Here is a 13,077-nt window from a genome sequence, read left to right on the forward strand (position 1 = left end):
AGAAGATCGCGGCCGGCACTTCACGGTCACCGTGCCGTCCCCGACCGCCGCCTTGTGAAGCGAGTTCGGCACCTCCGGTACCGCCCCCTGGAACAACTCCCACAGCTCTATCGACGCCGGGTCGGATGCCGGTACGTCGCAAGCCATTCGTAGGACGAGGCGGCTGCCGACTCGGCAGGGACTGCTCTGGCGCCGTAAGGCTGGCTAGATCTGGTTGCGACCACCGTCGACGAAGAGTTCGATGCCTGTGATAAAGCTGCTCTGGTCCGAGGCGAGGAACAGAGCAGCGCCGGCTACTTCGTCGGGCTGCCCGACGCGGCCCATCGGGATAGCGCTGGCCAAGAAGGACTTGAGCTGGTCCGGGTCGGGAGAGAGACCGTCGATGCCTGGGGTGTCGATGGTTCCGGGACTGATGGCGTTGACCCGGATCGAGCGGTCCTTGAGCTCGGCAGCCCAGGTACGGGCGAAGGAGCGCACTGCCGCCTTGGATGCTCCGTACACACCGAACGATGCGTTGCCCAGCGAGGCGGCGTTCGATGCCGCCAGGATGACCGAGGCGCCGTCATTCAGCAGAGGCAGCGCCTTCTGCACGGTGAAGAGCATGCCCTTGGTGTTGATGCCGAAAGTCTCATCGAAGTGCTTCTCGGTGACCTGCTCCAAGGTGGAGAACTCGCCACCGCCCGCGTTGGCGAAGAGCACGTCGACGCGCCGGTTCTGTTCCGCGACGGCGGCGTAGAGCCGGTCGAGATCGGCCAGGTTGGCAACGTCGCTGCGAACACCCGTCGCGCTGGGGCCGATCTTGCTGACAGCTGCGTCGAGCGCGTCCTGCCGGCGCCCGGTGACGAAAACGTACGCGCCCTCCGCCGCGAAGCGCTCTGCAGTTGCCAGACCGATACCGCTGGTACCCCCGGTCACAATGGCCGTCTTTCCGTCAAGCTGTCCCATGAGGAGCCCTTATTTCTATGAAGAGGCGATACGGCGATCTCAAGCCGCTCGCCCGGACTTGTTTTTTAGTGAACGCTAAAAAACTACCCCATGAGGCAGCCACCTGTCAACAGCTACTGCATTTGTCCTCGCCGCACCAGAACGGTACCGACCCGTCAAGCCGCGGCGGGGCCCATGGCGCGGACCACGTGCAGCACACGCGGACCTACGGCGCAATGTCCGAGCGCGGTCCGACTCGCTGGAGCGGGCCTGTCAGTCGTCTGGCTCCTGCGGCCACACAGTCATGGCCGCATCCACGACGCTATGGAGCTGCTCACGCGTGGCGCCCCCCGCTGCCTGGACAGCCAGGCCCTGGTAAATAGTGGTGAAGTAGCGAGCGAGGCCCTCGGGGTCGCTACCTGCGGGTAGTTCGCCGCTCTTGCCGGCTTGCCGCAGTCGTTCACACAGAGCCGCTTCGCCGGCAGCCCTGCGCAGTGTCAGCTCGTCGCGTGCCGCCTCAGCATCGGGGGAGCAGGCGAGAGCTCCTTGCACGGTGATGCACCCACGTGGTCCGTCGGGCCGTGTCGTCGCATCGGCGGCGCCGTGCAAGAGGGCGTGTACGACAGCACGTGCGGTCGACTCGGCGAACGCCTCGCTGATGTAGCGCGCCGGGCCTTCGGCATAGCGGTCGAGAATCTTGCGAAAAAGCTCTTCCTTGTTGCCGAAGGCGTTGTAGAGGCTGGGAGCGTTGTTGATGCCCATGGCCTTGGTCAGGTCGGAGATTGCGGTGCCTTCGTAGCCCTGGCGCCAGAACACTTCCAGTGCTTGATCAAGAGCGACATCACTGTCGAAGGAACGTGGTCGTCCTCCTGCCATGGCCGCGTCTCCATCCAGCTGGGAACTATAGTGCTTGCTAAGATACTTCGTTTTCAATCCTTCTGGCGAATACCGAACGGTTGAGTGAAGGATGAATGGGTGGCTTCGGCCGGGTGGGCAGGGGTTCCGCGTGTCTGGAACCTTCGATGCGTGAGTGCTGTGGCCGGCCGATCGGCGATCTCGGATACGGGTAGCCTTCCGAGCCGTCCCGTCCAGCGGGTTGCCGCAATCGACCGCCCCGCCCCGCTGGCCGCGGTCACCTCACACGGACACCGGCGCGAAAAACAGCTTTCACATCCATGAGTGCGGCGCAGTCCTGACTGGGATCGCCGTTGACGGCAAGCAGGTCGGCGTTGGCTCCAGGCGCGATTTGCCCCTTGCGCCCCTCTACACGGCACAGCCGGGCCGTCATGCTGGTCACCGAGATCAGTGCGTCAACAGGGGCGATGCCCAATGGCGATGCACTGGTCGGTGGCCCGGATCGCGTTGCGCAACGGCCTGGCCTACGTCGTCGGCAGCACCAGCCACGGCAAGCTCCTGTCGACCTTCTACCTGTTCGAGACGCCGATCCAGGACGCCTGCAAGGTTGCCGGACTGGTCCGGCCGGGCGGTCGTGCCGGCCACGTCAGCCGCTGAGCCGCGTCTGATGCGCACCAGCCCGGGACTATGCGAAGAAGGCGGTCAGTTCCCGTGCGAGGTCGTCGGGTCGTTCCTCGGCGAGGTAGTGGCCCGCACCCGCGAATTCCACGTAGCGTGCGTCTGCCGCTTTGCCCTCCAGCAGTGCGGGAACGAACGGGTAGTAGATGCCGCCGAGCCCGAGCAGGGGCATGGTCAGTACCGGATAGTTCTTCGCATCGGCGATGTCCTGGCCAAAGGTCTGGTACCAGCCGTTTCCCGCGCGGATCGCGTCCGGTGTGTCGTACGCGGCGGCGTAGAGGGCGCGGGCCTCCTCGCTGAAGGCTCCGGGATCCGTGGCCTGGTGGTCGATGAGCCAGTCGACGAGGAGCCGGAAGCGGCCTTCGAGGAGCTGCTCGGGAAACTGGTCGATCTGGTTGAACGCGAACCACCAAGGTGCCGTCGGCCGGTCTTGCTGCGGAAGCATGCGCAGGTCGTTGAATGCTTCCGTAGGGTGTCCCACCTCCCACAGAGCGATCTTGCGGGTCGCTTCGGGGTGATTCGCGGCGAAGCTGTAAGCCACCATCGACCCGATGTCCTCGCCGGCGATGTTCGCCTCGCTGTAGCCGAGGGCGCGGATCAGCTCGTAGATGTCACGGGCCATCGTCTTCTTGTCGTATCCGGCGGTGGGCTTGTCGGAGTCGCCCATACCACGCAGGTCCACGGCGATCACGCGGTAGCGCTGGGCAAGCAACGGCATGATCTTGTGGAACTGGTACCAGGTCCGTGGCCATCCGGGGAGCAGTACCAGGGGATCCCCCTGACCCCCGGCGACGTAGTGCAACCGGGTGCCGTTGACCTCGGCGAAACCGCTCGTGAAACCTTCGATCATCATCGTCCTCAGCTCTTGCGACAACAGCCCGGGGGATTCCGTGGTGCGGCACACGACACCCCGACCTGAAAGTGAAGGATCATTCCCAAACGAAGCTACTGCTTTGTGAGCGATTGCTCAAATAGGGCTACGCTGGGGGCATGCCACGGCCTCGCAACTTCGACGAACAGGACGTCGTCGACCGTGCCATGGAACTGTTCTGGACCCGCGGCTACGAAGCGACGTCCGTCTCCGACCTCACCGCCGAACTGGGCGTCCACCCGGGTTCGCTGTACCGCACCTTCGGGGACAAACACGCACTGTTCCTGAGAGCGCTGGCCCACTATCGCGACAGCAGGGCCCAGGCCCTTGCACCCACTCTGCTTTCAGGAGGTCCCGTCCTGCCCCGGATCCGTGCCGTCCTGATCGGGTGGATCGAACTGGCCGCGGAGCAGGACTCGCCCCGCGGGTGCCTGATCGCCAACGCCGCCGGAGAGCTGCTCCCGGCCGACCAGGAAGTCGCAGGCAGCGTGAGCGACATCCTGTCCGTCATCGAGGACGGATTCCTTCAGGGCCTGCGTGCAGCAGCCCGGCACGGGGAAGTCTCCGAGGTTCTGGACCTGCCCTCGTGCGCTGCCATGCTGACGATGTTGCTCGAAGGGCTGCAGGTGCTCGTGAAGGCAGACAGTGACCCGCGACGCCTCATCGCCGCCGTGGACACAGCACTTACATCCATAGCGGCAGTAGGCGCCCCAGCAGCCCACCGCCGTCGATGAAGCCGAGAGCCTGACCAACGGGGCACTTGCTTCCCAGTATCGGAGCCAGGCGCGGATGCGGCAGCCGTCCAGGCATTCACACACGTACATGCGGGGGCTGATCGCTCCGCTGGAGCGGAAGAACGGCTCGACGCTCGCGGGGGAGGCCGGGTACGCAGGCCCTGACCGCGTCCACCGGCTGCTGAACCGGATCGAGTGGAACGCCGAGGAGGTCCTGGACGATGTCCGGGATACGTCGTGCCGGCGCCCGTTTGCTGGTGAGAACTACCGAAGGGGCTCCGACAAGTCACTAGCAGAAGTGGCTGATGAGCTGACCGCGTGGGGTCGAGCGGTGACCCTCCTCCAAAACCGTCATGGCTCGTTCGGCGAAAGCCTGAGTGACTTCCATGATGGGAGTCACGTACGGTGGAGCCGAGGAAGTGGGTGAGGCCGTGGTGAGGCATACCAGTTTCGCAGGGGTGCAGTGCCCCATTGCCCGTGCGCTGGATCGGGCAGGTGAGTGGTGGTCGCTACTGATCCTGCGGGACGCATTCCAGGGGCTGTCGCGATTCGGGGAGTTTCAGAGAAGCCTCGGTATCTCTGACAACTCCCTCACGCGCAGGCTGGGTGACCTGGTGGGTAAGGGGTTGCTGGAGCGAAGGGCCTATCAGGACCTTCCGACGCGTTATGAGTATGTGCTCACTGACGCTGGAAGGGATTTCCTGCCAGTCCTCGTCGGTCTTGCCACGTGGGGGCAGAAGTATGACCCGCCCGAACGGGGTGAGGTGTGGGTGGCCGATGCCCAGACAGGGCGGACGCTGCTTCCGGTCTTCGTCGACCGGGGTACCGGTGATGAGGTCACCGGTCACGGCGTGGTCATTGTCAACACCGCAGCCAAAGTCCAAGGAGCCCAGCCGAAGCCCGGTTCCCTGGGGCCAGACCCATCGACCATCGAGCGGTCCCATCGGGAGGCAGGATCGTAATGGTGGATACACCAAGCGACATGTATGCGTTCGCTACGGTACGCGAGCTCCTGTCTGCCATGGATGCCGGAGAGGTCTCCGCTGTGGAGCTGGCGGAAGCTGCGATCAGGCGCATCGAGCGCCACGACGGTGAAATCAACGCGATATGCGCTCCCGACTTCGACCGCGCCCTGGCCGCGGCAAAGGCAGCCGACACCGCACGGGCGCGTGGTGTTGCGACGGCACTTCTCGGAGTACCGGTGACAGTCAAGGAATCCTTCAATGTGGCTGGTCTACCCACTACATGGGGCATGCCGAGATTCCGCGGTTTCGCACCGAGGGAGGACGCGGTCACTGTCACCCGCTTCAAGGAGGCCGGCGCTGTCATCTTGGGTAAGACGAACGTGCCTTTCGGGCTTGGGGATCTGCAAACGTACAACGACTTGTACGGTACGACGAACAATCCGTGGGACCTTGGGCGGACCCCGGGCGGCTCGTCCGGGGGTTCGGCCGCGGCTGTCGCAGCTGGTTATGGTGCAGCGTCCATCGGCTCCGACATCGCTGGCTCGGTAAGGGCGCCTGCTCACTTCTGCGGGATCTACGCCCACAAACCTTCGTTCGGCTTGCTGCCCTCGCGTGGTCACACCCCGCCGCCCCTACCGCCGCTCGCCTACGACCGGGATTTGACGGTACCGGGCATATTGGCGCGCAGCGCCGCCGATCTGTCCCTCCTGCTCGACGTCCTGGCGGGGCCGGATGAGACCACCCTCGGAGTCGCCTACAAACTGCGCTTGCCACCGCCCCGCCATGACAGTCTGGGCGGTTTCAGGGTTCTCTTCATCGATACCCACCCGCTCATACCCAGTGCATCGGGCGTCCGCCATGCCCTCGCCACTCTCGCCGAACAACTGTCCGCCGTCGGCGTTACCGTGGCTCGACGCAGTGGTCTGCTGCCCGACCAGACTGAGACGGCTCGCCTCTACATGCGTCTGCTGTTGTCAGCCATGGCAGCCAACTACCCAGATGCGATCTATGAGCAGATGGGCGATGCCGCTGCACGAGTGGACGCCGAGGACTTGAGTCTGGCAGCCGAACGTACACGCGGTGCTGTCCTCAGCCACCGCGACTGGATCGCCGCGGACTCTACGCGAGCTGTGCACCGCGCGCGCTGGCGCGAACTATTCACCGAATTCGACGTTGTGCTGTGCCCGGCTATGCCCACGCCGGCCTTTCCGCACGACCACACCTCCGACCAGTGGACCCGCCAAATCAGGATCGATGGCGCAGACTACAACTACGCGGACCAGCTCGTGTGGGCGGGGATGGCAACGACTTCGGGCCTTCCCGCGACGGTGGTACCGGTCAGCCGGTCTGCGGAGGGCCTGCCAATAGGTGCGCAAATTATTGGCCCCATGAACGAGGACCGCACTCCCATTCGATTTGCCGAGCTAATGGAGGAGGCTTTCGGTGGCTTCACAGCCCCTCCGCTCCCGTGAACCGACAGAAGCGTGGCCAGTGTCGGTTGCTGGAATCTCAACCTCCTGCCCGAGCAAAGTGACTCGACAGTCGCAGCGCCCAGAGGGATTTTGCGCAGTCGTCCGAGACGATGGCCGACACATACACCGTTCCCGACAAGAGTTGTGGGTTCATCATTAAGATGTGCGTTTTCCTCTCCGCCGCCGACCTCGACGAGCGCTACGTCGGCCCGGCGCGGGAGTTTGCTGAACTGCTGGGAAAGGGAGGCCACACTCTGGTGTGGGGCGGCTCGGACACTGGCCTGATGAAGGTCATCGCCGATGGCGTTCGGGATACTGGCGGGCGACTCGTGGGTGTCTCCGTCGGTTTCCTGTGGAGTTGGGGCAGGGACGACGCCGAGGAAATGGTCTTCGCTAAAGTTCTTGCGGAACGCAAGGCGTTGCTGCTCGCCGGCTCGGGCGCACTTCACAGTGCGCCCAAAGAGTGCCACGCACCCGCTTCGTCATCGCCACGTTCTCCCGGAGCGTGCCCGTGCGCAGCGCGGAACATCCACCTCAGGGTGCGGAAATGGTCCGGCGTCGCCATGTGGCCATGGGCGATGCGCACCCGGCGATCCTGGACTCCCTCCCACCCCACACAGCGTCCAATGAGCAGGGTGGCGTAGGGGCTGTCTAAGGCCGGTGGCGTCACGCCCCGAGTGACTCGGATCGGAGCTGGGCGGCGCAGGCGCTTCCGATCAGGTTTGATCATCATTGACTCCCTGCTGTTGTAACCCCTAGCGTTGCAACTGCGGACACTGACGGCGGGGCGAGGGATGAGCGCAAATAGCAGGTTGACGATCGCGGCACACTCGGTGGCGTGGATTGGGCTGTACCAGCGTCAGGGCCACGATGTGGCCACATCTGCGCAGATCGCGACGAGCGTGAATACAAATCCGGTGGTGATTCGACGCCTGCTCGGGCTGTTGAGGGATGCGGGCCTGGTCGAATCCCGGCGTGGTGCCCGCGCGGGTTGGCGGCTGGGGCGGGATCTCGAGGCCATCACCCTGTTGGACGTGTATGAGGCAGTGGAGCCGAGTCCGCTGTTTTCAATGCATACCGCACCTCCTAACCAGGCTTGCGTGGTAGGCGCGGGAATACAGCCAGCTCTGCGAGGCATCTATGGCGAGATCGAGATCGCACTGCGCGCCCAGCTGGCCCGCACTACGCTGGCCGAAGTGCTCAGGGAGACGCTCGCGACCGGGTAGGACCTCAAACACTTCTTGCACCGGCGCGGAGCCTTGTGCTTCGTCGACGTGGAGATGTCACTCGTTCAGTGGCCGGGCTGAGAATTGCCCGCACAATCGTGGTGAGGTCCGCTACCCCCGGTACGCCCTACCCCTGGGGTTGTTCACTCGGCTGATCGGGGGCTGGAACAGTGCCTAAGCGACGGGGCGCCCTGAAAGGGCGCCCCGCCTGAACGAGGTCTATGCCGCAGCTCACGACACCGCGCGTGAGGTGCGTGTCGGCGGCGGCTCTGGCCTCCAGGGCGGTGGCCTCCACCGACTGGTGCTCCATCGACAACACCTTTCATCGGCCGCTTCCTGTTGGTGGGGTAACGCCCGGCGCAGACTTCTTCATCTACCCGATCACCTTGGCGGGCATCTCCCCCTTGTCAGCGCCTCCAGATACCGCTCCGCGCCGATCCCCAGGCGTCTGAGCTATTCCGCATCCGCTGGAACCGGTCCGCACCCTCCAGCACTTCGAGGTGCAGGCCGGCATTGCTACTGACTTCCGCTGCGCGCCAGGGCCGGCCCGAGCGAAGGCATCGACGGCCCTCACGGAATCTCGGTCAGCAACACGACACGACTTCCTGCGGTGTCGATGGTCCGGCATGAGTGGCGGGTGGCCGGCGCTGCTGGAACTGCGGAACCCGACGAACAGGGCGATTCGCAGTCACCCCTGCGCTGGGCAGCCGAGCCCCCCAGGAGCCTCGAGGCGTACTGGTGAGTTAGGCAGTTTCCGGGTCAACGACAGCACCGTCACCAGGACAGTTCGCCAACTTCAGTCCCTCCTGGCCGAGCACGGATACACCGTGCGATTTTCTGATGGCCAGCTTTTGCGGACGCCTGCTGACGGCACCGTATGGCAACCCCAGCAGCAGTTCTACGGAGATCAGGGCGGAATGTTGACTCTCCGCGTGCCTCTAGGGAGGTTTGCGTGTCGTTCAGTCTGTTCCAAACGCTTGGGCGACGATCAGCGTGTCCTCGTAGAGATGAAGACGGACGATCTGCCCGTCCTCGACAACCAGGTGCATGGCTGAAGGTGTGGTGAACTCCTTGCCGTTGGCTGTGACCGTGTGAGTGAAGTTGCCCAGCAGGACCACATCACCACCATCGACGATCACGCGCTCCAGAGTGACTTGGCTTCTCCCGGGAGCGAAGTGTGGCCACATCGTGGTGAAGTACGGTGCTACTTCTTCGCGACGAGTACGACGGCCGGTCCAGGGCAGCGCCGTGCTGCCCGGAACGTGCCAGTCGATGTCCGCGGCAAATAGTTTCTGAATGCCGTCTTGGTCCTGATGGCCAAGTCGGTCCAGGAACCGCTCCGCCACGGCCCGAGACGTCTGTGTATCTGTTGCCATTGCGCTTGTCCTTTTCGTGAGCTGAGGTGTGCCCGTTCGCACTTCAACTGTGGAACTGAGGGGTAGTCACAGCCTCGATGTGAGGTGCCCGCGTCCTGAAGTTTTTCCACAGCGGTAGCAGCTGCTGGGCCATGGTCTGGTCCTGGGCTACGCCGTGTATGTCTCTCTGACCTCCTGATTGTAACCATCATAGCTACAACAGCGATGAGTCTCGCCCAGGCGCTCCGCGAGTGGCACAGACGCTGGTCTGTCGAATGAGTGGATCTGTGATGGCAGCGGTGGTTGCGCTCGGTGGCGATCACCGGAGCGATCCGTGCCGGAGAGATGCACGACAGCGAGGCGCCGCTGGAGATGGGGGATGGATTAGACGTCAGCGACTCCTGACCTGGAAGCCGCCGTGCCACGGAACGGAATGTCCCCGCGCGGACGGGGAGGAGCCGGACCATCCGCTGTTCGGCCGAGGACGCACCTGAACCTATGTCCTGACCGCCGCCACCATCGCCTTCAGCGGCGCGGCGGCCTGGCCGGATCCGCTGGGCGTCGGCATGCACGTCGTGATCCCGCTGCTGCCCTCGTCGTGGTCGGGGCGGCCCGCCACGCGGTCGGTCGGCGCGGACATCACGGCCGACAAGCACATGGAGGGGATACGGCTGAGGCGTTGGCTGCTCTCGACCACCGAGTTGAGAGTGACGTTCAGGGGAAGCGCTAGCAGGTGAAGCCGTCTCCCGTGGGGCTCTGCGGATCAGCCTGGTCGATCTCGAAGCGCGGCATCGTTGCCGCCCCCGAGGACGGCTGACCTTCACCGGGCTCAGGGAGGGGCTATGGGACGACCCGACCCGGTGAGGCCCACGTGCGCGTCGACGCGACGACCGCCGGCAAACTCCTGGTGTCTGTCACCAGTGATGTCACGACCGCATTCCCGACTCATTGAACGCCTGACGTTGCCTCTCGCGCCCCATTGGCATGTATGCACCGTGAAATTGCAGGTCGCGGGGCTGGTGCGCGCGGGGGGTGCTCCTAAGCCTTAATCGGTCGGAGGCAGAGCCAGGTTCTGGGTTAGCGCGGCCAGCCACTCGGGAGGCCAGGGGACGCCGGTGTGTGCGGCTCGGGGGACGTGGACGGTCACGTAGCGTCCGGTTGCGGCGAGCGCCCGGGGGTGATCGGTGGTCTCCTCGCCCCACACCTCGAAGCGGAACGTCAGCGAGGACCTTCCGACGTGTTCGATGACGAGCGTGACCGTAATGAACTGCCCGAACCACAAACGGGCGTGGAAGTCTGCCTCGTAGTGGACACGCGGAGCGACACCGAAGTAGCCGGTGATGCCGCGCTCCTGCATGAGGGTGGCCTCGGCGGCCTCGACCAGACGGACGATTGCGGTGTTGTGGTGGTGTCCGGCGGCGTCGGTGTCCGCCCACTCGATTCGGGCACGGTGCACGGCGGCCACCGGTTCGGCGCCGTGCACCGAGTCACGCGACGGGTTCCTGGTCACGGTGCGGGGTCCAGCGGAGGTGGACGTGCCGGTTGTCGGGTTCGTCGGCGCGCAGGAGGGACAGGCGGGGGCGTACCGCGTCGGTTCGGGCAGAGGGCGGTTTGCGGCGTCCAGCGCGGAAGGGCAGGGGCCACAGGGCGGCGGCACCCCGGTACTCCTGTTCAGCTGCGGCGTGCAGCGTCCAGTGGGGGTCGTACAGATGTGTGCGGCCGAGGGCGCAGAGGTCGGCGCGGCCCGCGAGCAGAATCGTGTTTACGTCGTCATAGGAGGAGATGGCGCCTACCGCGATGACGGTGATACCGGTGGCCGCGCCGATCTCCTGGCGGATCCGGTCGGCGAAGGGGGTCTGGTACGAGCGGCCGTATACGGGCCGCTCGTCCTTGGCGACCTGTCCGGAGGAGACGTCGATCGCGTCAGCGCCGTGAGCGGCGAAGGATCTGGCGATGTCTACGGCTTCCTCCACGGTGTTGCCCTCCGGCAGCCAGTCGGTCGCTGAGATGCGTACGCTCATCGGCCGTTCGTGGGGCCAGACCGCGCGGACGGCGTCGAACACCTCCAGGGGGTAGCGCAGGCGGTTCTCCAGCGATCCGCCGTACTCGTCCGTCCGCAGGTTGGCGGCGGGGGAGAGGAAGGAGGAGAGCAGGTAACCGTGCGCGCAGTGCAGTTCGAGCAGGTCGAACCCGGCCGCCGCGCCTCGCCGGGCGGCGTCGACGAACTCGGCGGTGATCCGGTCCATGTCGGCGCGCGTGAGCTCGCGGGGAATCTGCGACCCCTTTCCATAGGGAAGCGGAGAGGGGCCGACGACCTCCCAATTGCCGCTCTCCAGCGGGTCGTCGATGCCTTCCCACATCAGGCGTGTGGAGCCCTTCCGCCCGGAGTGGCCGATCTGGACGCCGATGCGGGCGTTGCTGTTGGAGTGTACGAAGGAGACGACCCGCTCCCAGGAGTCGCGCTGTTCGTCGTTCCAGAGCCCGGTACAGCCGGGGGTGATGCGGCCCTCGGGGGAGACGCAGACCATCTCGGTCATCACCAGTCCGGGGCCGCCCATCGCCCTGGAGCCGAGGTGGACAAGGTGGAACTCGCCGGGCACGCCGTCCACCGCGGTGTACATGTCCATGGGAGAGACCACGATCCGGTTCTCCAGTCGCATCGACCCCAGATGGTGTGGCTGGAACATCGCCGGTGCGACGGACGGAAGGTTGTGCGAGGAAGCGAAAACGGCGTCGACCCGGTCGGCGAAGTCCGCGTCGCGGGCGCGGAGATTGTCGTAGGTGATCCGTCGAGACCGGGTGAGCAGATTGAAGGAGAACTGGACCGGGTCCTGCCCTGCATACGCGCCGATGTTCTCGAACCACTCCAGCGATGCCTGAGCGGCCCGTTGAGTGGACTCGACCACGGGACGCCGTTCGGCCTCGTAGGCAGCCAGAGCGCTCTCGACGCGGGGCTGTTCGTGCAGGCAGGCGGCGAGGGCAAGGGAGTCCTCCATCGCGAGCTTGGTGCCGGAGCCGATGGAGAAGTGCGCGGTGTGCGCCGCATCACCGATGAGGACGGTGGTGCCGTGATGCCACCGCGCGTTGCGGACGGTGGTGAAACTGAGCCACTTGGAGTTGTTGGTCAGCAACTCGTGGCCGGCGAGCACTTCCGGGAAGAGCTCGGCCAGACGCCGTACGGCCTGCTCGTCGGAGACACCGGGGGGGAAGTGGGTGTCTTCGGTGACGTCGAAGCCGGCCTTGCGCCACACGTCCTCGTGCATCTCGACGATGAATGTGGAGCCGCCGTCGGAGTAGGGATACCCGTGGACCTGCATGGTGCCCCACTGGGTCTGTTTGACGAAGAACTGGAACGCCTCGAATACGCGGTCCGTCCCGAGCCACATGTACTTGTTGCGGCGGTGGTCGAGCGTGGGACTGAAGACCTCGGCGTATGTCTGCCGGACCGCTGAGTTGAGGCCATCGGCGGCGACGACCAGATCGTGAGTGGAACGGAGCAGTTCAGTGTCCGGGGCGGGGGTGGAGTAGAGCACGGTGACGCCGAGGGCTCGGCAGCGCTCCTGTAGCAGCCGCAGCAGCTCCTTGCGGCTCATCGCGGCGAAGCCCTGTCCGCCCACCGTTGTGGTGGTACCGCCGTAGTGGATGTCGATATCGGTCCAGCGGGCGAATCGCCGGGCCATCGCGGCGGAGAAAACGGTATCGGCGTTGTCGATGCCGTCGAGCGTTTCGTCGGAGAAGACGACGCCGAACCCGAAGGTGTCGTCGGGGGCGTTGCGCTCCCAGACGGTGATGTCGTGCGCGGGGTCGAGCTGTTTCATCAGCGTGGCGAAGTACAGGCCGCCGGGACCGCCGCCGGCAATTGCGATCTTCATGGGTGGATCCTTCGAGGTAGAGAGGCTGTCGCGGAGACCGCGCGAGCCGGAGCCGGGATACGGACCGGAGGCACGCGGTTTCTCAACGCCCTGTGTGCCACAGCCGGCCCGTCTGCCAGGTGGGA

13 protein-coding genes and 2 pseudogenes are annotated in these 13,077 nt (G+C 65.2%); 8 read left to right on the forward strand and 7 right to left on the reverse strand.

Annotated elements, in window-relative coordinates; translation table 11 throughout:
* Positions 1–204: 204 nt before the first annotated feature.
* The 3 genes from ACIBBB_RS33355 to ACIBBB_RS33365 all read right to left on the reverse strand — a co-directional run bounded on the left by ACIBBB_RS33355 (position 205) and on the right by ACIBBB_RS33365 (position 2,221).
* Positions 205–945, reverse strand: a complete 741-nt coding sequence (locus tag ACIBBB_RS33355; RefSeq protein WP_398988695.1) for an SDR family NAD(P)-dependent oxidoreductase — start codon at positions 943–945, stop codon at positions 205–207.
* Positions 946–1,197: 252 nt separating this feature from the next.
* A complete protein-coding gene (locus ACIBBB_RS33360; RefSeq protein ID WP_398988697.1) occupies positions 1,198–1,800 on the reverse strand; it encodes a TetR/AcrR family transcriptional regulator in 603 nt (200 codons plus the stop codon).
* Positions 1,801–2,056: 256 nt separating this feature from the next.
* Positions 2,057–2,221 (reverse strand): hypothetical protein, encoded by a 165-nt coding sequence (locus tag ACIBBB_RS33365; RefSeq protein ID WP_398988699.1) that lies wholly within the window; start codon positions 2,219–2,221, stop codon positions 2,057–2,059.
* A gap of 32 nt (positions 2,222–2,253) precedes the next feature.
* Between ACIBBB_RS33365 and ACIBBB_RS33370 the strand changes: the two genes are divergently transcribed.
* On the forward strand, positions 2,254–2,436 hold the full coding sequence (locus tag ACIBBB_RS33370) for a hypothetical protein (protein ID WP_398988701.1): 183 nt from the start codon (positions 2,254–2,256) through the stop codon (positions 2,434–2,436).
* A 28-nt stretch (positions 2,437–2,464) separates the two neighbouring features.
* Here the strand turns inward: ACIBBB_RS33370 and ACIBBB_RS33375 are convergent, their stop codons facing one another.
* The gene (locus ACIBBB_RS33375) at positions 2,465–3,310 is read right to left on the reverse strand and encodes an alpha/beta fold hydrolase (RefSeq protein ID WP_398988703.1); all 846 of its coding nucleotides are present in this window, start codon (positions 3,308–3,310) and stop codon (positions 2,465–2,467) included.
* Positions 3,311–3,447: 137 nt separating this feature from the next.
* On the opposite strand from ACIBBB_RS33375, the gene ACIBBB_RS33380 reads away from it, so the two are divergent.
* From ACIBBB_RS33380 to ACIBBB_RS33405, 6 genes and pseudogenes are all read left to right on the forward strand, one after another.
* A complete protein-coding gene (locus ACIBBB_RS33380) occupies positions 3,448–4,062 on the forward strand; it encodes a TetR/AcrR family transcriptional regulator (protein ID WP_398988705.1) in 615 nt (204 codons plus the stop codon).
* Between the two features lie 82 nt (positions 4,063–4,144).
* Positions 4,145–4,294, forward strand: a pseudogene (locus ACIBBB_RS33385) (IS701 family transposase); the annotation flags it as partial.
* A gap of 154 nt (positions 4,295–4,448) precedes the next feature.
* Positions 4,449–5,024, forward strand: coding sequence for a winged helix-turn-helix transcriptional regulator (locus ACIBBB_RS33390; RefSeq protein ID WP_398988707.1), 576 nt, complete (start codon positions 4,449–4,451; stop codon positions 5,022–5,024).
* A 20-nt stretch (positions 5,025–5,044) separates the two neighbouring features.
* Complete coding sequence (locus ACIBBB_RS33395; protein ID WP_398988709.1) at positions 5,045–6,499, forward strand: amidase; 1,455 nt, start codon at positions 5,045–5,047, stop codon at positions 6,497–6,499.
* Between the two features lie 155 nt (positions 6,500–6,654).
* Positions 6,655–6,945 (forward strand): annotated as a pseudogene (locus ACIBBB_RS33400) (TIGR00730 family Rossman fold protein); the annotation flags it as partial.
* Positions 6,946–7,293: 348 nt separating this feature from the next.
* Positions 7,294–7,725: an Rrf2 family transcriptional regulator gene (locus ACIBBB_RS33405; protein ID WP_398988711.1), complete on the forward strand. Its 432-nt coding sequence runs from the start codon at positions 7,294–7,296 to the stop codon at positions 7,723–7,725.
* Between the two features lie 959 nt (positions 7,726–8,684).
* Here the strand turns inward: ACIBBB_RS33405 and ACIBBB_RS33410 are convergent.
* Positions 8,685–9,101, reverse strand: coding sequence for a nuclear transport factor 2 family protein (locus tag ACIBBB_RS33410; protein WP_398988713.1), 417 nt, complete (start codon positions 9,099–9,101; stop codon positions 8,685–8,687).
* A 533-nt stretch (positions 9,102–9,634) separates the two neighbouring features.
* Here ACIBBB_RS33410 and ACIBBB_RS33415 point away from each other — a divergent pair.
* Positions 9,635–9,817: a hypothetical protein gene (locus tag ACIBBB_RS33415; RefSeq protein ID WP_398988761.1), complete on the forward strand. Its 183-nt coding sequence runs from the start codon at positions 9,635–9,637 to the stop codon at positions 9,815–9,817.
* A gap of 308 nt (positions 9,818–10,125) precedes the next feature.
* Here ACIBBB_RS33415 and ACIBBB_RS33420 read toward each other — a convergent pair whose 3' ends face one another.
* Both ACIBBB_RS33420 and ACIBBB_RS33425 read right to left on the reverse strand, forming a co-directional pair.
* Entirely contained in the window at positions 10,126–10,590 is a 465-nt protein-coding gene (locus ACIBBB_RS33420) for an acyl-CoA thioesterase (RefSeq protein WP_398988715.1), read from the reverse strand.
* Positions 10,568–12,952 (reverse strand): bifunctional salicylyl-CoA 5-hydroxylase/oxidoreductase, encoded by a 2,385-nt coding sequence (locus tag ACIBBB_RS33425; protein WP_398988717.1) that lies wholly within the window; start codon positions 12,950–12,952, stop codon positions 10,568–10,570. The genes ACIBBB_RS33420 and ACIBBB_RS33425 overlap by 23 nt, the downstream gene beginning before the upstream one ends.
* Positions 12,953–13,077: the final 125 nt, after the last annotated feature.

Origin of the sequence: Streptomyces sp. NPDC051217, from assembly GCF_044455465.1 — a bacterium.
Taxonomy (GTDB): domain Bacteria; phylum Actinomycetota; class Actinomycetes; order Streptomycetales; family Streptomycetaceae; genus Streptomyces.